At 66.9% G+C, this 21,319-nt stretch carries 16 protein-coding genes; 10 read left to right on the plus strand and 6 right to left on the minus strand.

Features of this window, described 5'->3' with window-relative positions; genetic code table 11:
- Window positions 1–23: 23 nt before the first annotated feature.
- From nagA to ACFPK0_RS00795, 3 genes are all read right to left on the minus strand, one after another.
- Entirely contained in the window at window positions 24–1,163 is a 1,140-nt protein-coding gene (gene nagA, locus ACFPK0_RS00785) for an N-acetylglucosamine-6-phosphate deacetylase (RefSeq protein WP_377337679.1), read from the minus strand.
- A 196-nt stretch (window positions 1,164–1,359) separates the two neighbouring features.
- Window positions 1,360–2,391, minus strand: coding sequence for an SIS domain-containing protein (locus ACFPK0_RS00790; protein WP_377337681.1), 1,032 nt, complete (start codon window positions 2,389–2,391; stop codon window positions 1,360–1,362).
- Between the two features lie 27 nt (window positions 2,392–2,418).
- Complete coding sequence (locus ACFPK0_RS00795; protein ID WP_007080594.1) at window positions 2,419–3,171, minus strand: GntR family transcriptional regulator; 753 nt, start codon at window positions 3,169–3,171, stop codon at window positions 2,419–2,421.
- Window positions 3,172–3,413: 242 nt separating this feature from the next.
- Between ACFPK0_RS00795 and zwf the strand changes: the two genes are divergently transcribed.
- The 6 genes from zwf (at window position 3,414) to ACFPK0_RS00825 (ending at window position 10,554) form a co-directional block, all read left to right on the plus strand.
- Window positions 3,414–4,883 carry a glucose-6-phosphate dehydrogenase gene (gene zwf, locus ACFPK0_RS00800; RefSeq protein WP_056083254.1) on the plus strand — a complete coding sequence of 490 codons (1,470 nt, stop codon included), beginning with the start codon at window positions 3,414–3,416 and terminating at the stop codon, window positions 4,881–4,883.
- 65 nt (window positions 4,884–4,948) lie between these two features.
- The gene (gene pgl, locus ACFPK0_RS00805; RefSeq protein WP_377337684.1) at window positions 4,949–5,662 is read left to right on the plus strand and encodes a 6-phosphogluconolactonase; all 714 of its coding nucleotides are present in this window, start codon (window positions 4,949–4,951) and stop codon (window positions 5,660–5,662) included.
- Window positions 5,663–5,750: 88 nt separating this feature from the next.
- A complete protein-coding gene (gene edd / locus ACFPK0_RS00810; protein WP_056083248.1) occupies window positions 5,751–7,595 on the plus strand; it encodes a phosphogluconate dehydratase in 1,845 nt (614 codons plus the stop codon).
- 219 nt (window positions 7,596–7,814) lie between these two features.
- Window positions 7,815–8,459: a bifunctional 4-hydroxy-2-oxoglutarate aldolase/2-dehydro-3-deoxy-phosphogluconate aldolase gene (gene eda / locus ACFPK0_RS00815; RefSeq protein WP_056083245.1), complete on the plus strand. Its 645-nt coding sequence runs from the start codon at window positions 7,815–7,817 to the stop codon at window positions 8,457–8,459.
- A 139-nt stretch (window positions 8,460–8,598) separates the two neighbouring features.
- Window positions 8,599–9,465: an EamA/RhaT family transporter gene (locus tag ACFPK0_RS00820; RefSeq protein ID WP_377337686.1), complete on the plus strand. Its 867-nt coding sequence runs from the start codon at window positions 8,599–8,601 to the stop codon at window positions 9,463–9,465.
- Window positions 9,466–9,594: 129 nt separating this feature from the next.
- Window positions 9,595–10,554 (plus strand): ribokinase, encoded by a 960-nt coding sequence (locus ACFPK0_RS00825; RefSeq protein WP_377337688.1) that lies wholly within the window; start codon window positions 9,595–9,597, stop codon window positions 10,552–10,554.
- A 1-nt stretch (window position 10,555) separates the two neighbouring features.
- Here the strand turns inward: ACFPK0_RS00825 and ACFPK0_RS00830 are convergent, their stop codons facing one another.
- Both ACFPK0_RS00830 and ACFPK0_RS00835 read right to left on the minus strand, forming a co-directional pair.
- A complete protein-coding gene (locus ACFPK0_RS00830; RefSeq protein WP_040670294.1) occupies window positions 10,556–11,611 on the minus strand; it encodes a LacI family DNA-binding transcriptional regulator in 1,056 nt (351 codons plus the stop codon).
- Between the two features lie 118 nt (window positions 11,612–11,729).
- Window positions 11,730–13,010, minus strand: coding sequence for a sugar MFS transporter (locus tag ACFPK0_RS00835; RefSeq protein WP_056083215.1), 1,281 nt, complete (start codon window positions 13,008–13,010; stop codon window positions 11,730–11,732).
- Between the two features lie 462 nt (window positions 13,011–13,472).
- Between ACFPK0_RS00835 and glk the strand changes: the two genes are divergently transcribed.
- From glk to ACFPK0_RS00855, 4 genes are all read left to right on the plus strand, one after another.
- Entirely contained in the window at window positions 13,473–14,525 is a 1,053-nt protein-coding gene (gene glk, locus ACFPK0_RS00840) for a glucokinase (RefSeq protein WP_056606857.1), read from the plus strand.
- A 114-nt stretch (window positions 14,526–14,639) separates the two neighbouring features.
- A complete protein-coding gene (locus ACFPK0_RS00845) occupies window positions 14,640–17,372 on the plus strand; it encodes a TonB-dependent receptor (RefSeq protein ID WP_377337692.1) in 2,733 nt (910 codons plus the stop codon).
- Window positions 17,373–17,501: 129 nt separating this feature from the next.
- Window positions 17,502–19,823: a beta-N-acetylhexosaminidase gene (locus tag ACFPK0_RS00850; RefSeq protein ID WP_377337694.1), complete on the plus strand. Its 2,322-nt coding sequence runs from the start codon at window positions 17,502–17,504 to the stop codon at window positions 19,821–19,823.
- Between the two features lie 240 nt (window positions 19,824–20,063).
- Window positions 20,064–21,128 carry an acyltransferase family protein gene (locus tag ACFPK0_RS00855; RefSeq protein ID WP_377337696.1) on the plus strand — a complete coding sequence of 355 codons (1,065 nt, stop codon included), beginning with the start codon at window positions 20,064–20,066 and terminating at the stop codon, window positions 21,126–21,128.
- 26 nt (window positions 21,129–21,154) lie between these two features.
- Here ACFPK0_RS00855 and ACFPK0_RS00860 read toward each other — a convergent pair whose 3' ends face one another.
- Complete coding sequence (locus tag ACFPK0_RS00860; protein WP_200945378.1) at window positions 21,155–21,313, minus strand: hypothetical protein; 159 nt, start codon at window positions 21,311–21,313, stop codon at window positions 21,155–21,157.
- Between the last annotated feature and the right edge of the window lie 6 nt (window positions 21,314–21,319).

Consider the following 21,319-nt stretch of genomic DNA (forward strand, 5'->3'; position numbering starts at 1 on the left):
CGTGCTCATACGGCGTCGGGGCCTCAGTTCCCGACGCCGCCGATCCAGCTTTGCCGCACGCGGTAGTCGGCATCCAGCGCCACCAGGTCGGCCTGGTAACCGGCCGCGATACGGCCGTGGCTGGCGCCCAGGCCCAGGAAATCGGCGGGGTAGGTGCTGGCCATGCGGGCGGCTTCGTCCAGCGGCAGGTGCAGCATCTCCACCGCGTTGCGCACGGCGCCGGCCATGTCCAGCGCGGAGCCGGCCAGGGTGCCGTTGGCGGTCTGGCAGACGCCGTCCTTGACGATGATGGTTTCGCCGTTGAGCTTGTATTCGGGGCTTTCGGCGCCCACCGGCGGCATCGCGTCGGTGACCAGCAGCATCTTGCCGCGGGCCTTGGCGGCGATCGCCACGCGCAGGCTGACGGGATGCACGTGGTGGCCGTCGGCGATGATGCCGCACCAGCTATCGGCATCGTCCAGCGCCGCGCCGACCACGCCCGGTTCGCGGCTGCCGAACGGGGTCATGGCGTTGAACAGATGGGTGAAGCCGCGTACGCCCGCGTCCAGCGCGGCGCGTGTGGTGGCGTAGTCGGCGGCGGTGTGGCCGGCGCAGACGATCACGCCGCTGGCCGCCAGCGCGTGGATGCTGGCGGTGGGCATCTGGTCCGGCGCCAGCGTGATCAGCCGCACGCCACGGTGCGGCGCGCACAGCAACGCCAGCTCGTCGGCGTCGGGTACGCGGAAGAATTTCGGGTCGTGCACGCCCTTGCGCGCGGGTGCCAGGTAGGGGCCTTCCAGGTGGATGCCCAGCAGGCCCGGCACGCCTTCGGCCAGTGCCTGCTCCACGGCCTTCAATGCCGCGCGCATCACGTCGGCGTCGTCGCTGATCAGCGTGGGCAGGAAGCCGGTGGTGCCATAGCGGCGATGGCCGACGCCGATCTGGCGGATCGTCTCCACCGTGGGCGCATCGTTGAACAGCACGCCGCCGCCACCGTTGACCTGCACGTCGATGAAGCCGGGCAGCAGCGTGGCACCGGCCAGGTCATGGGTTTGCGCGTCGCGTACGCGCGGATCGGAAGCCGGCAGCACGGCGGCGATACGTGCGCCGTCGAGCAAGACGGCGACGTCATCGCGCCAGCCTTCAGGAGTGAGTACGCGACCGTTGATGAGGGCGAGAGTCATGATGGAGCCTCGATGAAGGACAGAAGATGGATGCCGGCTTCGTCCCGGCACTTCGACTTCGCCCGCTGACGCGGGCTACGCTCAGTGCGAACGGTGTTTTCCGATGCCGTCCAAGCCCTCAACCGTTCGCCCTGAGCGTAGGCCGCAGGCCGGAGTCGAAGGGCCGTTCAGCGTCGGCGCCCGGGCACGAAGCCGATCAAACCGTTTCGGTGACCTTGTTGAGATGCGGCGGCACATCCGGATTGAATCCGCGCAGCAAGGCCAGCTCGCTGGCCGCGCGGTAGAAGCTCTGGATGATCAGCAGCGGCGTGCACAACGCGGGCAGGCCGGTGGCCACCGGCAGCGTGCCCTCGCCCTCCAGGCCCGGTGCGGCCACGAACACCTGCGCGCCGCGGCTGCGGAATTCGCGCGCCACCGCCAGCGTGCTGTCCAGCGTGTCGTCGTCCTGGGCGAAGCACAGCACCGGGAAATCCGGGCCCACCAGCGCCATCGGGCCGTGCTTCACCTCGGCCGAACTGAACGCCTCGGCATGCAGGCCGCAGGTTTCCTTGAACTTCAGCGCCGCCTCCAGCGCGATGCCCAGGCCGAAACCGCGCCCCACCACGAAAAGGTTGTGCGCGCCCTTCAGGCCTTCGCTCAGCGCCGACCAGTCGGCATCCCAGTTGCTGCGCAAGGCGTCGGGCAGGGCGTTCAGCGCGCTGGCCAGCGCCGGGTCGTTCTTCCAGCGGGCGCACAGGTGCAGCACGGCGGCCAGCGCGGCGATGTAGCTCTTGGTGGCGGCAACGCTGCGCTCCGGGCCGGCATGCAGCGGGATCACCGTGTCGGCGAGTTTCGCCAGCGGCGAATCGGCCACGTTGACCAGCGCCACCACGCGGGCGCCGGCCAGCTTGGCCGCTTCCGCGTTGCGCACCAGGTCGGGGCTCTTGCCCGATTGCGAGATGGCAATGAACAGCGCGCCCTGCCACTGCTGCGGCGCCGCGTAGACCGAGGTCACCGACGGCGACGCCGAGGCGGTGGCGATGCCCAGCTGGGTTTCGAACACGTACTTGGCGTACGCAGCCGCGTGGTCGGAACTGCCGCGGGCGCAGGTGACGATGAAGCGCGGCGGCTGTTCGCGCAGCGATTGCGCCAGCGCGGCAATCACGCCTTCGTTGGCGGCGAACTGGCGCGCCACGACATCGGCCGTCTCGTGCGCTTCGGTGTACATCAACGTGTCGCTGGCAGCCATGTCGGTGGTTTTTCCCAAGGTAATGGATCAGTCGGTTTGCAGTTCCGCCACGAAGTCGTAGATGTCGCCGCGGTACCAGGAGCAGGTGAACTCGACCACGCGGCCGTCATCCAGAAAGCTGCGCCGCTCGATGTTGAGCCCGGCGCTGCCAGCGGAAACGTGCAGCAGGCGCGCCTGGTGGGCGTTCAGCGACACCGCGCGCAAGCGCTGCAGCGCGCGTCGCGGGCGGGCGTTGAAGCGTTCCAGCGCCTCGTACAACGAGTCGCTGACCAGCATCGGGTCGGGCAGCAGGCTGGCCGGCACGGCGCTGCGCTCGATCGCCAGCGGTTCGTCCTGGCCGTAACGCACGCGGTGCAGGCGCGCCACGATCGAACCGGGCGAGAGGTTCAGCGCCATCGATTCTTCCGGCGTCACCTCGCCCAGGCTGCGCTCGAAGAATTCGGAGCGCGGCGACAGCCCGCGCTCGCGCAGATCCTCGGTGAAGCTGGTCAGGCGCGACATCGGTTTCACGATGCGCTCGGCCACGAAGGTGCCGGCGCCGTGGCGTTGATGCAGCAGGCCGTCTTCAACCAGCCCGGCGATCGCCTTGCGCACGGTGACGCGCGACAGTTTCAGCGTCTGCGCCAGGTCGCGTTCGCTGGGCAGGGTCTGCCCCGGCTCGATGCCGCGACGCTCCACGATGTTGCGGATCGCGCGGCGCAGGCGCAGATACGCCAGCGGTTGATAGACGGCCGGATCGTTGCAGATCCGCTGATATTCGAGTGCCAGGGCGCTTTCCATAGTTACGAAAGATACCAATAGCGAACCAGTTAGACAACTTCGCCGCCTTTGGCAAGCAATGAGGGCCTGCATGGCGTGGGTGGGCATGATTTCCGAAGTTGGTGGGCTTTGTCCACCCTGCGCAGCCGTTTGGCGGGGGAACTGGTGCGCTGTGGTATTCCACTGGTATGATCGGCGCCGAACCGCGTGGGCGACCCCGTTCGTCCATTTCCCTAACTGCTTGCTGTCGTTGAGGTGAAGGCGTGACTGTGATTTCCCTGCCGGTCGAACCGTTCGACCTGGTCATTTTCGGTGGTACCGGCGACCTTGCCCTGCGCAAACTGCTGCCGGCTCTTTTTCATCGCTTCGTGGACGGCCAGATCCCGGCCAGCAGCCGCATCATCGGCGTGGCCCGCGAAGTGCTCGACGACGACGGTTACCGCGCCTCGCTGCGCAAGACGCTGAACGCGCTGGCCGGCAGCGAGCCGGCCAAGGTCGACCAGTTCCTGCAGCAGGTCGGTTACCGCCCGCTGGATGCGCGCAAGGACGCCGGCTGGGACGACTTCGCGGCGCTGATCGGCGAGCAGCCCGACCACGTGCGGGTGTTCTACCTTTCCACCTCGCCGGACCTGTTCGTTGACCTGTGCGCCCGCCTGGGCCAGTACGGGCTGAACGAGGGCAAGTCGCGCGTGGTGCTGGAAAAGCCCATCGGCCGCAGCCTGGAAAGCGCCAACCGCATCAACGACGACGTGGGCCGCGTGTTCAACGAATCGCAGACCTTCCGCATCGACCATTACCTCGGCAAGGAGACGGTGCAGAACCTGCTGGCGCTGCGCTTCGGCAACGTGCTGTTCGAGCCGCTGTGGAACTCCGCCCATATCGACCACGTGCAGATCACCGTGGCCGAAACGCTGGGCCTGGGCCGTCGTGCCGGTTATTACGACCATGCCGGCGCGCTGCGCGACATGGTGCAGAACCACATCCTGCAGCTGCTGTGCATGGTGGCGATGGAGCCGCCGTCGTCGCTGTCGCCCGACGCGGTGCGCAATGAGAAGCTGAAGGTGCTGAACGCGCTGAAGCCGATCGACGCCAGCAACGCCAGCCAGCTCACCGTGCGCGGCCAGTACCGCGCCGGCGTGGCCGAGGGTGCCAGCGTGCCGGGTTACCTCGATGAGCTTGAGAACCACCAGTCCAACACCGAAACCTTCGTGGCGCTGAAGGCGGAAATCGCCAACTGGCGCTGGGCCGGCGTGCCGTTCTACCTGCGCACCGGCAAGCGGCTGCCCAGCCGCGTTTCGGAAATCGTGGTGGCGTTCAAGCCGGTGCCGCATTCCATCTTCGACGCGTCCGCCGGCCCGGTGGTGCAGAACCGCCTGGTACTGCGCCTGCAGCCGGACGAGGGCGTGAAGCTGTGGCTGAGCATCAAGCACCCCGGCCCCGGCGGCTTGCGTCTGCGCCACGTGCCGCTGGACATGAGTTTTGCCGAGGCATTTGGCGTACAACAGCCGGATGCGTACGAGCGCCTGCTGCTCGACGTGGTGCGCGGCAACCCCACCCTGTTCATGCGTCGCGACGAGGTGGAGGCCGCATGGAAGTGGGCCGATCCGATCCTGGCTGCCTGGGCCGGCAGCAACGAGTCGCCGCGTCCGTATGCGGCCGGCAGTTGGGGCCCCAGCGCCGCGGTGGCATTGATCGAGCGCGATGGCCGCACCTGGCACGAAGACAACGATTGATCCGCGGGCGTTCGCGCCCTTGTTCCCATCCTAGCGCCGCCGTTGCGCGGCGCCCTCTTGATGCCATGTCTTCCATACTGAACGTCACCACCCACAGTTTCACCGATTGCAAGGCGCAGGCCGCGGCGCTGGCCGAGCGCATCGCCGGCCACCTGCGCGAGGGGATCGACCAGCGCGGCAGTGCCGTGCTGGCCGTCTCCGGCGGCAGCACGCCGAAGGATCTTTTCGCCCGTCTCTCGCGTGAATCGCTGGACTGGGCCCGCGTGCATATCACCCTGGTCGACGAGCGCTGGGTGCCGGACACCGACGAGCGCTCCAACGCCCGGCTGGTCAAGGCGACCCTGTTGCAGAACGCCGCCAGCGCGGCGCAGTTCGTGCCGCTGTACACCGGCGCGGAAAGCCCTGAGAAGGGCCTTGCCGAGGCCAACGCGCGCATCGACGCATTGCCGCATCCGTTCGACGCGGTGGTGCTGGGGATGGGCGATGATGGCCATACCGCCTCGTTCTTCCCCGGTGGCGATCACCTGGCCGAGGCGCTTGATCTGGACGGCCAAACGCGGGTGTTGCCGATGCGGGCGCCCGGCGCGGGCGAGCCGCGCATCACGCTGAGCCTGCCGGCCGTGCTCGATACCCGGGCGCTGTACCTGCTGGTGACCGGCGCCACCAAACGCGACGTGCTGGCCGATGCCAGGCTGGGTCTGGGGGCCGCGCAACATTATCCGGTGCGCAGCGTGCTGGCCCAGACCCGCGCACCGCTGTCCGTCTATTGGTGCCCTTGACGGTCACACCCGCGGGCTTCGCCCTGATCGCCACTGCCAACGAACGCAAATGGCCGCCGCAACCGGCCGACATCCACGGAGTTTTGTCATGAGTACGCTGCACCCCGTCATTGCCGAAGTCACCCAGCGCATCATCGAGCGCAGCCGCCCCACGCGCAGTGCCTACCTGGCACGCATCGACGAGGCCAGCGGCAAGGGCGTGTATCGCCATCGCCTGGGCTGCAGCAACCTGGCGCACGCCTTTGCCGCCAGCGGCGAAGACAAGGTCGCGTTGCGCGGCACCGTCACGCCGAACGTGGGCATCGTCACCTCGTACAACGACATGCTCTCGGCGCACCAGCCGTATGAACCGTACCCCGAACAGATCCGCCAGGCCGCGCGCCTGGTCGGTGCGGTGGCGCAGGTGGCCGGCGGCGTGCCGGCGATGTGCGATGGCGTGACCCAGGGCCGCGCGGGCATGGAGCTGTCGCTGTTCTCGCGCGAGGTGATTGCGATGGCCACCGCGGTGGCGTTGTCGCATGACACCTACGACGCGGTGCTGATGCTCGGCATCTGCGACAAGATCGTGCCCGGCCTGATCACCGCGGCGCTCACTTTCGGCCACCTGCCGACCATCTTCGTGCCCGCCGGCCCGATGACCAGCGGCCTGTCGAACGACAAGAAATCCAAGGTGCGCCAGGCCTACGCCGAGGGCAAGGCCACGCGCGAGGAGCTGCTGGAAGCCGAGTCGGCCGCCTACCACGCGCCCGGCACCTGCACGTTCTACGGCACCGCCAACTCCAACCAGATGCTGATGGAGATCATGGGCCTGCACCTGCCCGGCTCCAGCTTTGTCACGCCCAACACCTTGCTGCGCGACGCGCTGACCCGCGCCGCCGTGTATCGCGCCGTGGCGATCACCGCGCTGGGCGAGGAATACACGCCGATCGGCCACCTCGTCGACGAGCGCACCATCGTCAACGGCGTGATCGGCCTCAATGCCACCGGCGGCTCCACCAACCACCTGCTGCACCTGGTGGCGGTGGCGCGCGCGGCCGGCATCATCCTCACGCTGGAGGATTTCGACGCCATTTCGGCGGTGGTGCCGCTGCTGGCGCGGGTCTACCCCAACGGCAGCGCCGACGTGAACCACTTCCACCAGAGCGGTGGCATGCCGTTCCTGATCGGCTCCCTGCTCGACGCCGGCCTGCTGCACGGCGACGTGCGCACGGTGTGGGGCGAAGGCATGGCGCCGTACCGCCGCATGCCCGCGCTGGACGCCGACGGCAAGCTGGTCTGGAACGAGGTCGTGGCCAGCAGCAACCTGGACGTGCTGCGCCCCGCCGCCGAGCCATTCCGTGCCGATGGTGGCCTGCGCGTGCTCAAGGGCAACCTCGGCCTGTCGGTGATCAAGGTGTCCTCGGTGCCCGCCGACTGCATGGTGGTCGAGGCGCCCGCGGTGGTCTTCAACGACCAGGAAGAAATGCTGGCCGCGTTCAACCGCGGCGAGCTGGAGCGCGACCTGGTGGCGGTGGTGCGTTTCCAGGGCCCCAAGGCGATCGGCATGCCTGAACTGCACAAGCTCACCCCGCCGCTGGGCGTGCTGCAGTCGCGCGGTTTCCACGTGGCGCTGGTCACCGACGGGCGCATGTCCGGTGCCTCCGGCAAGATTCCCGCCGCGATCCACGTGACGCCCGAGGCGATCGACGCCGGCCCGCTGGGCAAGCTGCGTGACGGTGACGTGATCCGGCTCGACGCCATCGCTGGTACGCTGGAGGCGAAAGTCGACGCCGCCGAATGGGCCGCCCGCCCGCAGGCCGTGGCCGACCTCAGCGCCCATCACAGCGGCATGGGCCGCGAGCTGTTCGCGATGATGCGCAATGCCGTGGGTGGCGCCGATACGGGCGTTACCGTGTTCGGCACGCAAGACCGCCACCACGCGGCCGATCTCTAGGAGCCTGGACGGTAGAAACTTCCGAGGCGAAAAAGTGGCTGCGGGAGGACAGATTTTCGTCCTTTTGCCGGCCCATGGTGGTTCCATGGGCCAAGAAAGGGCGGAATTATGGACCCCGCAGCCGCTTTTGCAGCCCGGAACGTTTTTACCGTCCAGGCTCCTGGACCCCGCGCCGGCGCACTGCGCCGGCACCACCGATACAAACGGATGCCATCGACCATGACATTGCAGGAAACGCGACAACAGAAGCTGGCCACGATTCTCAAGCTCGCCCCGGTGGTGCCGGTGGTGATCATCGACGACGTCAACCATGCGGTGCCGATGGCACGCGCGCTGGTGGCCGGCGGCATTCGCACGATCGAAGTCACCTTGCGCACGCCGGCCGCGATGGATGCGGTTCGCGCCATCGTCGCCGAGGTCAAGGAAGCCGTGGTCGGCGTGGGCACGGTGCTGCGCGGCGGCCAGCTGGAAACCGCCCGCCTGGCCGGCGCGCATTTCGCCGTCTCCCCCGGCACCTCGCCGCGCCTGCTCGATGCGGCCGACGACAACGAGCTGCCGCTGCTGCCCGGCGTGGCCACCGCCAGCGAGGCAATGGCCCTGCTCGAGCGCGGCTATGAGCACCTGAAGCTGTTTCCCGCGGTACCGGTGGGCGGCGCCAAGCTGCTCGCCGCCTGGGCCAGCCCGCTGCCGCAGATCCATTTCTGCCCCACCGGCGGCATCAACCTCAGCAACGCGATCGACTTCCTGAAGCTGACCAACGTGGTCTGCGTGGGCGGCTCCTGGCTGACGCCGGCGGACAAGATGGCACGCGGCGACTGGGCCGGCATCGAGCAACTGGCGCGCGAAGCCGCCGCGCTGAAGTAAGCCGTATTGCAGGAACCTGTAGGAGCGACTTCAGTCGCGACGCTCTTGTTTGTGTGGCCTTGGAAACCTCAGGCCAAAAGCAAAAGCATCGCGACTGAAGTCGCTCCTACATGGGTCTTTGTGCCGTCGGGACATTCCGTTGATCGACGTCTTTCTCGCCATCGCATGCAGCGTGCTGGTCTCGGCGCTGCTCAAGCTCGCCCGCCGCTTCGAGGTGGATGTGGGCCAGGCGATCGCGTGGAACTACGCCGTCGCCAGCGTGCTCGTGGCGCTGATGTTGCAGCCGGACGTCGCCGCCCTGCACGACGTGGCGGTGCCGTGGCTGGCGCTGATCGGCCTGGGCCTGCTGCTGCCGACCATCTTTCTGGCCCTGGGCGCCTCGGTGCGCCACGCCGGCATCGTGCGCAGCGATGCGGCGCAGCGCCTGTCCCTGCTGCTGTCGTTGCCGGCGGCCTTCGTGTTTTTCGGCGAATCGCTGCGCCCGGCCGCCGCGGTCGGCATCGTGCTGGGTTTGCTGGCGCTGACGGCCATGTTGTGGCGGACGTCGCCTTCGTCCATCACGCCCGCGCCGGCGAACGCCGCGCGCTGGCTTTACCCGCTGCTGGTGCTGGCCGGTTTCGGCGTCATCGACATCCTGTTCAAGCGCGTGGCGCAAGCCGGCGTGCCGCTGGCCACCTCGTTGCAGGCGATGTTCGCACTGGCCCTGCCAGTGGCGTTCGCCCTGGCGCTGTGGCGCCGCTGCCGCGGCGGTGCCCGTTTCACCGCGCGCAACCTGCTCGGCGGCGTGCTGCTGGGGCTGTTCAACTTCGGCAATATCCTGTTCTACCTGCGCGGCCATCGCGCGTTGCCGCAACACCCGGCGCTGGTCTTCGCCAGCATGAACATCGGCGTGGTGGCACTGGGCGCACTGGTCGGCGTACTGCTGTTCCGCGAGCGGCTGAGCCGGCTCAACCTGGCCGGCGTGCTGCTGGCGGCGCTGGCGATCGGTTGGATTGCCTGGCCTTAGCGTGGGCTTCGACTCCATGTGGGAGCGACTTCAGTCGCGATGCCTTTGCTTTGAGGCCCCGAAACAAGAGCATCGCGACTGAAGTCGCTCCTACATTCATACTGGGCTGTGCCAATTCGTGGGAATCCCATGAACGATCCTGTTCGCAATACCGTCCTGGTCGTGGGTTCGGCCAATCTCGATTTCGTGATCCGCGTGGCGCACGTGCCGGCGCCGGGCGAAACCGTGTTGGGTCGCGACGCGCAGGCGTTTCCGGGCGGCAAGGGCGCCAACCAGGCGGTCGCCAGCGCCCGTGCCGGTGGCGCGCCGACGCGCATGCTGCTGGCGCTGGGTGACGACGCCAACGCGGTGCCGATCGAGGCGTCGCTGCGCGCGGCAGGCGTGCAACCGGAGGTCGTGCGCATGCCGGGCGAGCACACCGGCATGGCGTTCATCTGCGTTGCCGACGATGCCGAGAACGCGATCACCGTCGCCGCCGGCGCCAACGGTTTGCTCGGCGCCAGCGCATTGCCCACGCTGGACGACGTCGGCCAGCTGCTGATGCAACTGGAGATCCCGCTCGAGACCGTGCTCGATTGCGCCCGCGCGGCACGTCGTGCCGGCAGTCGCGTAATCCTGAATGCGGCGCCCGCGCGGGCGCTGCCCGACGAACTGCTTTCGCTGGTGGATGTGTTGGTGGTCAACGAAGGCGAGCTGATCGCGCTGGGCGGCCGCCCCGGTGAACTGCGCCGGTCGCTGGACGCCATCGCGGTGCCTTGCGTGGTGGTGACCCTGGGTGCGCGCGGTTGCGTGGCGCGCATCGACGGTGAGTTCCTGCTGCAGCCGGCGTTCGCCATCGAACCGCTGGACACTACGGCCGCAGGCGATACGTTCTGCGGTGTGCTGGCCGCCGCCCTGGCGCAGGGCGAGCCGTGGCCGCAGGTGTTGCGCCGTGCCAGCGCCGCTGCGGCGCTCGCCTGCACCCGCCTGGGCGCGCAGGCCAGCATTCCGGATGTGGCGGAAGTGGATGCGTTGCTGCAGCAGGAGGATGACGGTGAGGCACCGGCATCGCGCGCCGCGCTGGCGCGCTGCTTCGGGCTCGGTCAGTAATTCAGCGCGTGCGCTTTTTCGGCGCGCTGCGCAGCGGTCCGGTCGAGCCGCGCACCACCAGTTCCGGGCTGAAGCCGTGGTTGACCGGGTCGACGGGCTCGCCGTGGGCGTCGTGTTCCAGGCCGCTGATCAGTCGACGTGCGGCGTGGCGGCCGATCTCCTCGGTGGCCTGGCGGGCGGTGGTGAGTGCGGGCCACGACTGCTTGGAGAACGGGCTGTCCTCGAAGCCGGTGATCGACAACTCCCACGGCACGCTGATGCCGCCCGAATGCGCCGCCGCCAGCACGCCGGCGGCGATCTCGTCGTTGGAGCCGAAGATGGCGGTGGGGCGATCCTTCAACGCCAGCAGCTTGCGCGCGCCGCGGAAGCCGTCGTCGAAGGAGTAATCGCCGGCCACGATCAGCTTGCGGTCCAGCGTGATGCCGTAATCTTTCAGCGCATCCTCGTAGCCCTGGTAGCGCTCGCCGCTGGAGCGATGCTCGCGGCCGCCCCAAAGGAAACCGATGCGCTGGTGACCGAGCTGGATCAGGTGCTCGGTGATCGCATACGCCGCGTCGCGATCGTCCACGTACACGCAGGGGTAGCCATCCTGCGGGTCGCTGCGCGCGGAAATGATGCGCATGAACGCGATGCCGGCATCAGCCAGGGTCTTGATCAGCTCGGGCTGCTCGGACATCGGCGGCGCCAGTACCAGCCCGGCCAGGCGCGAATGCTGCACCAGCGCGCACAGCTCCTCGGCCAGCTTCGGCGAGGAGGCGTCGCAGGGGTGGATCTGCAGGCCGTAGCCGCTTTCTCGGCAAACCGACAGCACGCCGCGCTGCATGCTGATGATGTAGTGCGCGTTGGGGTTGTCGTAGACCAGGCCCAGCAGGCGCGCCCGCGTGCTGCGCAGGCTGCGGGCGGAAGGGTCGGGTCGATAGCCCAGGGTGTCGATGGCCCGCTGCACTTTCTCACGCGTGCGCTCGTGTACCGAGGCCTCGTGGTTGATCACCCGCGATACGGTTTTCAGCGACACGCCAGCCAGTTCGGCAACATGCTTGATGGTGGCGTTACGCAATGACGGATCCTTCAGGCGATCGGGCCGCACGGCGGCGGCACCAACACGGTGGCACGCGCTAAAGCCGCGTGCCGGATCAGCCATTCTAGCGGCGCGGACGCCCGGACGGCCAAATGTGTCACGCCGCCGCGTCCTGGCCCACGCGGTGGCCGGCCAGCCCGTAATACAGGATGTACAGGTAGCACGGCACCATCAGCAGCAGGAAAGCCAGCTGGAAATCGATGTGCTGCTTCAGGTGCACGAACAGCTGCGGCACGATCGCGCCGCCGGCGATGCCCATGATCAGCAGCGCCGAGGCGAACTCGGTGAAGCGGCCAAGACCCTTGATCGCCAGCGGGAAAATCGCCGGCCACATCATCGCGTTGGCAAAACCCAGCGCCGCCACGAAGCCTACCGACACATAGCCGTGGGTGAGGAATGCGCCGATGGTGAACAACACGCCCAGCACCGCCGACATCGCCAGGTAGCGTTGCTGCGACATCACCCGCGGAATCATCAGCAAGCCGGCGATATAGCCCAGCAGCATCGCGCCCAGGGTGAAGGCGGTAAAGAATTTCGTCTCGTCCAGCGGCAGGCCGAAGCCCGCGCCATAGGTGCCGATGGCATCGCCCGCCATCACCTCCACGCCCACGTACAGAAACAGGCAAAGCACGCCCAGCCACAAGTGCGGATACGAGAGGATGCCGCGGCGCGACGCACCGGCGCCGGCGCTGTTGGCGGTCGACGCCTCCACCTCGGGCAACGATGAGCGCACCACCCAGATCGCCAGCAACACCAGCACTCCGGCCATCACGATGTACGGGGTGTGGATCTTCGCGGCGAAGGTATTGAGCAGCACTTCGCGCGTGGCCGGGTCGGCGGCCTTCACCTGCTGGTCGATATCGCCGATGCCATGCAGCACCAGCGCACCGATCAGCAGCGGCGCAAGAATGCCTGCGAACTTGTTGCAGATGCCCATCACTGCAATGCGCTGCGCCGCGCTCTCGATCGGCCCCAGGATGCTGATGTACGGATTGGACGCGGTCTGCAGCAATGAAAGGCCGGCACCGATCACGAACAGGCCGAACAGCGCGCCGGGGAAAATCCGCATGGTGGCGAACTGGCCGAACAGCACCGCGCCGATGGCCATCACGAACAGGCCCAGCGCCATGCCACGCTTCATGCCGGTCACTTTCAGGATCGCCGAGGCCGGCAGCGACAGGAAGAAGTACGACAGATAGAAGGCCATCGGCACCAGGAAAGCATTCACGTCGTTGAGGTCGAATGCCAGCTTGACGAAAGTGATCAGTGGCCCGTTGAGCCAGGTCACGAAGCCGAAGATGAAAAACAGGACGCCGATGATGATGATCGGCCCCAGGTTCGAGCGCTCTGCCTGCGCCGCGTCCAGCGTGGTTGCCATGCGTATTCCCCCGATGCCCGCCACCGACGATGGCGCTGATGATCGCCCCCGATGGTGGCGTCGAAATGGGGGCGAAGTGCCCCCGCTGACGGAATGTCTCGCAATTGGACAGAAAGTGCAACGTTGTCAATAAATGCACTCATTGAACGCCGCTTATGGCCGTCCATATCGCGCGTACCAAGACGGTCAGCCGCCGATCTTGCGGCGCTGCCGCATGCGCATAATGTCCGAATCAAGGATGAATAACCCTAAAAACAAGGCATATTTCGCGATAAATTAGATTCAGGCGATGGCGTCGGGTCAAATGTATTGCGACGCATCATGCGGCGTCTGAAAATTTGTCGCCGATGATTTGACAACGTTGTCATTCTCAGTCCATGCTCCGTCCCCATCAGCACCCGTGCGACCTGCTGCGGCAGCAATGCCCGCATCGCACGGCAAACCTGGCAAGGGAGAATCGGGGTGGGGGAAGTGGTCAACCAGCGTCATGTCATGTCGCCGTCGACGGCGGCGGATCATCGGGTCGCGCCGTTCCTGGCTGCCGATGTCGGTGGCACGCATGCGCGCATCGCGCTGGTCGCCCCGGCGGCGAACCGCAAGCAGCCGATCGACGTGTTGCACTACCGCCGCTACCAGTGCGCCGCCTGGCCCAGCCTTACCGCTGTATTGCGCGACTTTGTGGAGCAGTTGCCGGGCGTGGCGCAGGAACCGGCGCCGGCGGAATGCGCGGTGGCCTGCGCCGGCTACGTGCTGGGCGACGCCATCGTCAATGAGAACCTGCCCTGGCCGGTATCCATCGGCGACATCCGCCAAAGCCTGGGCATCAGGCGGGTGGCGGTGATCAACGATTTCGAAGCGCTTGCCTACGCCACGCAGTTTGTCGATCAGGCCGACACGCGTGCCGTCATCGACGCGATCCGGCCGACCGCGCCCGGCCCGGTGCTGGTGATGGGGCCGGGCACCGGGCTGGGCTCGGCGGTGCTGATGCCGGGTGAGCCGCACGCGCACGTGCTGGCCACCGAAGCGGGGCAGATTTCACTGGCACCGGGTACCGAGCGCGAGCGGCAGGTGTTGCCGTTGCTGGCGCACGGGCGCGATTACGTCTCGTACGAAAACGCGCTCTCCGGCCCCGGCTTGCTGAATCTCTATCGCGCGCTGTGCAGCCTGCATCGCACGTCGCCCGCGGCGACCACGCCCGCCGACGTCACCGCCGCGGCGCTGGCGGGGCAAGACCCGGCCGCGGTCGAGGCGCTGGACATGTTCTGCGGGTTGCTCGGCAGCTTCGTCGGCGACCTGGTGATGCTTTACGGCGCGCGCGGCGGCGTGTACCTGGCCGGCGGCATCCTGCCGCAGATCCACGGCTTCCTGGCGTCCAGCACGTTCGCCGAACGCTACTTCAACAAGGGCGTGATGCGCGCTTATCTGCAACAGGTTCCGGTTCGATTGATTGAGCACGGCCAGCTTGGCGTCATGGGTGCTGCAGGCTGGTTTCTCGAAGAGCGGAGGAACACGTGACACGTCGACGGCACCGGGCATCCAGCCACAAAACCTGCGATCCATGAAGAGCTCGACCGTCGGCATTCCGTTCGCCGGTCACCAAACCAGCCACCTCTGAGGGGAGGAAACACCATGAACTACCGCAAGACCATGCTCGCCGCGAGCATCATCACCGGCTTGTGCCTGTCGGGTGCGGCATTTGCCCAGGACAGTGCGCAGAACCCTGCCTCGACGGCCCAGACAGCCAGCCAGCGTGCCAAGGCAGCCCAGGAAAAGGACGCGACGCAACTGGTCGGCGTGACCGTCGTCGGCATCCGCGCCAGCTTGCAGCAGTCGCTGGACACCAAGCGCAATCTCGACACGATTTCCGATTCGATCACCGCCGAGGACATCGGCAAGTTCCCCAACACCAACGTCGCCGAGGCGATGTCGCTGATGCCGGGCGTCACCATTGACCGTCGCTTCGGTCAGGGTGAGCGCGTCAGCATCGATGGCACCGATCCCAGCCTCAACCTCAGCTTCCTCGATGGCCACCCGGTGGCGCAGGCGATCTGGCTGTACGGCGAATCGCCGAACCGCGGTTTCGACTACACCATGATGGCGCCGGAAATTCTCGGTCGCCTGGAAGTGATCAAGTCGTCCGAAGCGCGCCTGCCCGAGGGCAGCTTGGGCGGCACGGTGCTGATGCACTCGCGCAAGCCGCTCGACATGGACGCCAACACCATCAGCGGCACGGTGGGCTACGCCTACAACGACCAGGCCGAAGGTGGCAAGCCGAACGTCTCGGCGCTGTACAGCTGGAAGAACACTGAAAGCACCTTCGGTTTCGACATCGCCGCGCAGCACTTCGAGGAACGGATCGATCGCCAGGGCCTGGAGATCTTCGGCTACACGCCGGTGTCGGCGTTTGCCGCGGTGAACCCGAACATCGCCGCGCAGGTGGCTGCCGGCGAACTGCGCCCGAACGACATGGTGCCGCAGGAAGTCAACGCGGCGTACTTCCAGCAGACCCGCAAGCGTGACAGCGCGCTGTTCAACCTGCAGATCAAGCCGAACGACCAGTTCTCGGCCAACCTGAGCGGCCTGTACATCAAGGAGAACTTCGACAGCTACAACCAGTCGATGTACAACTTCATGACGCAGAACACCTCGTCGATGCAGGCGGTTGACTCGTTCACGCCGACGACCAACGGTGTGGTTTCCGGTGGTCACACCAGCTCCAATCCGGGGAGCGGCACCGGCCTGATCTACGACAACCAGCTGCGCCAGTCCGAAGTGACCACCAAGGGCGCCGACCTGAAAGCCGACTACACCGGCGACAGCTGGTCGCTCGGTGGCCAGATCGGCATGAGCAAGTCCGACAACCCGAACATCAACCAGTACCTGCTCGAACCGACCTACCAAGGCGGCTACAGCTGGGGCATCAACCAAGGCTTCCAGGCCGATGACCAGACCGCCGTGCACGATCCGGCCAACTGGGGCGGCGGCTGGCTGGGCAACAACGGCAAGTTCGCGTCGCACGCCAAGGACCAGTACGCGCAACTCGATTTCAGCAAGAACTTCGATGGCGTGATCAACCAGTTGCTGGTCGGCGTGCGCTACAACAAGCACAACGAGGACTATGCGTTGCACGTCTATGGCGGCGTCACGCCCGGCACGCTGGCCGACGTGGGCACCATCGGCGACACCGACATCCTCAACGCCCTGCCGGGGATCAACGGCAACACCGGGCAGCACATCCAGGTCGGCGCCGGCAACATCCAGAACTGGATCAACAGCAGCTCGCTCGATTTCGACAACCCGGATCCCGGCTCCACCATCAACAACACCTGGAAGCTGGAGCAGAAGAACACTGCTGCCTATGCCCAGTTGAACTACTCCACCGATGTGCTGCGCGGCAACGTGGGCGTGCGTTGGGTACGCACGGAGACGGCGAGCACGGCCTATACCAAGCCGAACGATGCGGCGCCCGTATTGCCGGCACCGGCCAGCTGGTGGGGCACCACCAGCAACACTAAGAACAACTTCCTGCCGTCGGTCAACCTGGTTTACGACAACGGCGGTGACGTGGTGCTGCGTGCGGCGGCCTCCAAGGTCATGGCCTGGGCGCCGTACAACCTGATGGTCAACCAGACCTTCCTCAACGACACCGTGCTCACCGGCAGCGGCGGCAGCCCGTCGATCGACCCGTACAAGTCGTACAACTTCAACGTGTCGGCCGAGTGGTACTTCGCGCCGCAGTCGGTACTGGCCGGCTCGGTGTTCTTCAAGCACGTGCTCAACTACATCCTGATCACGCCCGGAACGGAGACGCAGTACAACTCCATTCGCGACACGGATCCCACCACCTGGACCAACCTGGTCGGCTCGCACGGCTGCACCGCGGAAGGCTTCTGCGACTACAGCGTGTCGCGTCCGCACAACGGCGGCGGCGCGCGGGTGAAGGGCTTCACGCTGAACTACCAGCAGGCGTTTGGCGAGACCGGTTTTGGCCTCATCACCAACTACACCTTCGCCACCGGCAAGACCAACGCCGGCACCGCGATGCCGTACCTGTCGCGCAATTCGGTCAGCGTCAGCCCCTACTACGAGAAGGGCGCGTTCACCGGCCGCTTCAACTACAACTGGCGCAGCAAGTACCAGGGCGTGGGCTACGTGGCCGGCGCACCGGCGGCGACCACGGACGATTACACCGACCTCAGCGCCAGCGTGGGTTGGACCTTCAACCCGAACTTCTCGTTGTCGCTGGATGCGCTGAACCTGACCAACCAGAAGTACTTCCAGTACACCGATACGCCGAACCTGCCGAACGCGAAGTACACCACCGGCCGCCGCTACATGGCCAGCCTGCACTTCAAGTTCTGACCTACCCCCGTACCTCCCGGGCCATGGATGGCCCACCACCACCCCCTTTCCGGGCCCGTCAGGCACACTGTACGGGCCCTTTTTTTAAAGCGTGTCGCGCGGTTTAGCGACCCACGATGGAGATGGACCATGACGCGTCGTCTGCCCACCCTTCTGCATGCCTGCGCATGGCTCTGCGCCGCCGTGATGGTGGTCTTGTCCGCAACCGCCCACGCCGCCACCGACGCGGTGGTTCCGCTGATCCCGCAGCCGGCGCAGGTCACCGTCACCGAGGGCCGGTTCACGGTGGGCGTCGATACGCCGATCGTGATTGCCGATGACGGGAAGGGCACGGCCAGCACCGCCGCCTATCTGTCCAGCCTGGTCGAGCGCACGCGCGGTTTGCGCTTGCGCGTGCAGCACGGCCCGGTGCCGGCGCATGCCATCGTCCTGCAGCGTGACCCGCAGGCCGTCGTGACGCAGGCGGAAGGTTACGCGCTGGATGTCACGCCCGAGGGCATCCGCATCAGCGCGCGCGATGACGCCGGCCTGTTTCATGGCGCCATCACCCTGTGGCAGTTGCTGACGCCCGATGCGAAGCACGGCCCGGTGACGCTGGCGGCGATGCAGATCCGCGACCAGCCGCGTTTCGCCTGGCGTGGCCTGATGCTGGATTCCGTGCGCCATTTCCAGAGCGTGGCCGAGGTGGAAACGCTGATCGACCAGATGGCGCAGCACAAGATGAACACGCTGCACTGGCACCTCACCGACGACCAGGGCTGGCGCATCCAGATCAAGCGCTACCCCGAGCTCACCCGCATCGGCGCGTGGCGCACGCCGCCGGACGCGGGTAAAAACGGCGAGCCGAAACGCTACGGCGGTTTCTATACCCAGGACCAGATCCGCCAGGTGGTCGCCTACGCCGCCGCGCGCCACATCACCATCGTGCCGGAGCTGGACATGCCCGGCCACGCGCAGGCCGCGGTGGCCGCGTACCCGCAGCTGGGCGTCACCGGCCAGCGGCCGCAGGTATCCATCGACTGGGGCGTGAACCCCTGGCTCTACAACGTCGACGACGACACCTTCACCTTCATCGACAACGTGCTGGACGAAGTGCTGGCGTTGTTCCCGTCCACGTACATCCACGTCGGCGGCGACGAGGCGATCAAGGATCAGTGGGAAGCTTCGCCCGCGGTGCAGGCGAAGATGCGCGAGCTGGGCATCACCAGCGAGAACGCGCTGCAGGGCTGGTTCATCGACCGCGTCGGCCAGTACCTGGAAAAACATGGACGCAAGCTGATCGGCTGGGACGAAATCCTCGAAGGCGACAACCTGCCGGCCGATGCCACGGTGATGTCCTGGCGCGGTACCGACGGCGCGATCAAGGCCGCGATGCTGGGTCACGACGTGGTGATGGCGCCCGCGCCGAATCTCTACTTCGACCACGTGCAAAGCGAGCTGGAGGATGACTACGCCGGCCGGCTGGGCGTGGAATCCCTGCGCAGCGTCTATGGTTTCCAGGTGGTACCCGCTGTCCTCGGCGCTGCCCAGGCGAAGCATGTGCTGGGCGTGCAGGCCAATGTATGGACCGAACACATGCCCACGTTCGCCCATGTGGAACATGCGGTATTCCCGCGCCTGGATGCGCTCAGCGAAGTGGCCTGGTCGCCGGCCGCGAGCAACCACTGGCCCGCCTTCCTGGCCCGCCTGCCGGCGCAACTGGAGCGCTACAAGGCGCAGCGGATTCCGTACGCCGATGGCGCGTTCGCGGTGGATATCGCGGTCGACCGCAACGTCGCGCTGGTCACCGGCCGGGCCACGGTCACATTGGCCAACCAGACCGACTTCGGCAACATCCACTACACGACCGACGGCAGCACGCCCACACTCAGCTCGCCACGTTACGACGCACCGTTCAACGTGACACTGCCGATCACCGTGCGTGCCGCCAGCTTTGCGGCGGATGGCAACGAACTGGCTGCCGCGCGGCAGCGCGTGCTCGATCGCGCCAGCCTGCTCACGGTGGCCGGAAACACCATGCCCAACTGCCCCGGCAGCGATTTCCGCCTGCGCGTGCAGCCACTGCCGGACGCCACGTCGACGGCGCCGGTGTACACCATCAACGTATTCGACAGCTGCCATCTTTATCCGGCCACGCCGCTGGACGGGTTGACGTCGATCCGCGTCGATGCCGCGCGGCTGGTGCGCAACTTCGCGATGGCCCACGACCAGAAACTGGTGGTGTCGCGCCCGCGGCGCACGCCGTTCGGCGAGCTGGTGGTGCACCGCGATACCTGCAATGGCCCGGTGCTGGCCAGCATGCCGCTGCCCGACCCCGCGCACAGCGCGCGCAACTTCACCCTCAACGCGGCGCTGCCGGCGCAGCAGGGCGAGCACGCGCTGTGCCTGATCTATACGGCGCCGATCGATGGCGCGCTGTATGCGATCGGTCAGGTGTCGCTGACGCCATGACCCTCGCGCCGCACGTATCCCATACTCGCTCCCCTGCAAGGCGGAGGAGGAGCGAAGCGCGCTGCACCATGCTCCCTCCCCTGCAACGCAGGGGAGGGTCGGGGAGGGGTTGCTCTTGAGCTTCCCCGCCACCCTGCGCCACCCCCTCCCAACCTCCCCCTGTGCGCAGGGGGAGGAGCGAAGCGCGCCGCGTCGTGTTTCCTCCCCTGCAACCCTGGGGAAGGAGCGAGGCATGGCCGCATGAGCAAGCGCCTCGCTTCCCTCGATGCCTTGCGCGGCTGCACTGTGGCGGGGATGTTGCTGGTCAACGACCCCGGCGACTGGGGGCATGTCTACGCGCCGCTGGAACACGCGTCGTGGCACGGCTGCACGCCGACCGATCTGGTGTTTCCGTTCTTCCTGTTCGTGGTCGGCGTGTCGACCGCGCTGGCCCTGCTGCCGCCGCTGGAGCAGGGCGTGGCACCCCGCGTTCTGGTGAAGGCGGCGCTGTGGCGGGCGCTGCGCATTCTTGCGCTGGGCGTGGCGATCAACCTGCTGGCGGCGTGGTTGTTGCCGCATGCGCACCTGCGTTTTCCGGGCGTGCTGCAGCGGATCGGCATCTGCTTCGCCGCGGTGGCGCTGTTTGCGGTTTATACCCGACCACGCACGCAATGGATCACCATCGGCGGCATCCTGCTTGGTTACTGGGGCTTGCTGCTGGCGGGCGGTTCGCTGGAGCCGTGGGTGAATATCGTCAGCCGCACCGACAGCGCCGTGTTCGGCCACTTCGTCTACCTGATCGACCCGGCCACCGGCCGCGGGCACGACCCCGAAGGCCTGCTCGCCACCCTGCCTTCGCTCGCCACCACCTTGCTGGGCCTGCGCGTCGGTTGCTGGCTGCGCCGTGGAGATATCCGCCGATTGCTGATCGCCGGTGTGCTGCTGCTGCTGCTCGGCGCGCTGTGGTCGCTGTGGCTGCCGCTCAACAAGAACCTGTGGACGTCGTCGTTCGTGCTGTGGACAGCCGGCTGGGCCACGCTGGCGCTGCTGGCCTTCCACTGGCTGATCGATCGGCACGGCTGGCCGGCCTGGGGTCGCCGTTTCGGTATTAACGCGATCGCCGCCTACGCCGGCTCCGAACTGATGCAGATCCTGCTGCCCACGCTGGGCTGGAACCAACCGATCTACCAGCACCTGTTCGCCGGCTGGATGACGCCGCTGGTCGGCCCGTATGTACCTTCGCTGGCGTTCGCGGTGGTGTTCGTGACGGTGTGGTGGCTGATCGTGTGGGCGATGGATCGGCGACGGGTCTATCTGAAACTGTAGGTACCTGTGTGGGAAGGCCTCGAGGTTCAGCGCCGGCCGCGCAAGGCCTTGATGAAGGCGATCATCAGCAACACACCCAGCAGCAGGCCGACACCGGCACCCCACAACGCGCCAAGGTTGCCGGCAATCAGGTAACCGATACCGAACCCCGTGGGAAACAACAGCAATATCGGCAGGCAACCCACCTCAGG

It is taken from the genome of Rhodanobacter ginsenosidimutans (assembly GCF_042655685.1).
Classification (GTDB): Bacteria; Pseudomonadota; Gammaproteobacteria; order Xanthomonadales; family Rhodanobacteraceae; genus Rhodanobacter; species Rhodanobacter ginsenosidimutans.

What these genes read in the sequence shown, in the direction of transcription:
- ACFPK0_RS00855 (WP_377337696.1), top strand. Translation starts at nt 20,064, where the DNA reads ATGAGCAAGCGCCTCGCTTCCCTCGATGCCTTGCGCGGCTGCACTGTG.
- edd (WP_056083248.1), top strand. Translation starts at nt 5,751, where the DNA reads ATGAGTACGCTGCACCCCGTCATTGCCGAAGTCACCCAGCGCATCATC.
- ACFPK0_RS00790 (WP_377337681.1), bottom strand. Translation starts at nt 2,391, where the DNA reads ATGGCTGCCAGCGACACGTTGATGTACACCGAAGCGCACGAGACGGCC.
- ACFPK0_RS00795 (WP_007080594.1), bottom strand. Translation starts at nt 3,171, where the DNA reads ATGGAAAGCGCCCTGGCACTCGAATATCAGCGGATCTGCAACGATCCG.
- nagA (WP_377337679.1), bottom strand. Translation starts at nt 1,163, where the DNA reads ATGACTCTCGCCCTCATCAACGGTCGCGTACTCACTCCTGAAGGCTGG.
- ACFPK0_RS00845 (WP_377337692.1), top strand. Translation starts at nt 14,640, where the DNA reads ATGAACTACCGCAAGACCATGCTCGCCGCGAGCATCATCACCGGCTTG.
- ACFPK0_RS00825 (WP_377337688.1), top strand. Translation starts at nt 9,595, where the DNA reads ATGAACGATCCTGTTCGCAATACCGTCCTGGTCGTGGGTTCGGCCAAT.
- eda (WP_056083245.1), top strand. Translation starts at nt 7,815, where the DNA reads ATGACATTGCAGGAAACGCGACAACAGAAGCTGGCCACGATTCTCAAG.
- ACFPK0_RS00835 (WP_056083215.1), bottom strand. Translation starts at nt 13,010, where the DNA reads ATGGCAACCACGCTGGACGCGGCGCAGGCAGAGCGCTCGAACCTGGGG.
- pgl (WP_377337684.1), top strand. Translation starts at nt 4,949, where the DNA reads ATGTCTTCCATACTGAACGTCACCACCCACAGTTTCACCGATTGCAAG.
- ACFPK0_RS00850 (WP_377337694.1), top strand. Translation starts at nt 17,502, where the DNA reads ATGACGCGTCGTCTGCCCACCCTTCTGCATGCCTGCGCATGGCTCTGC.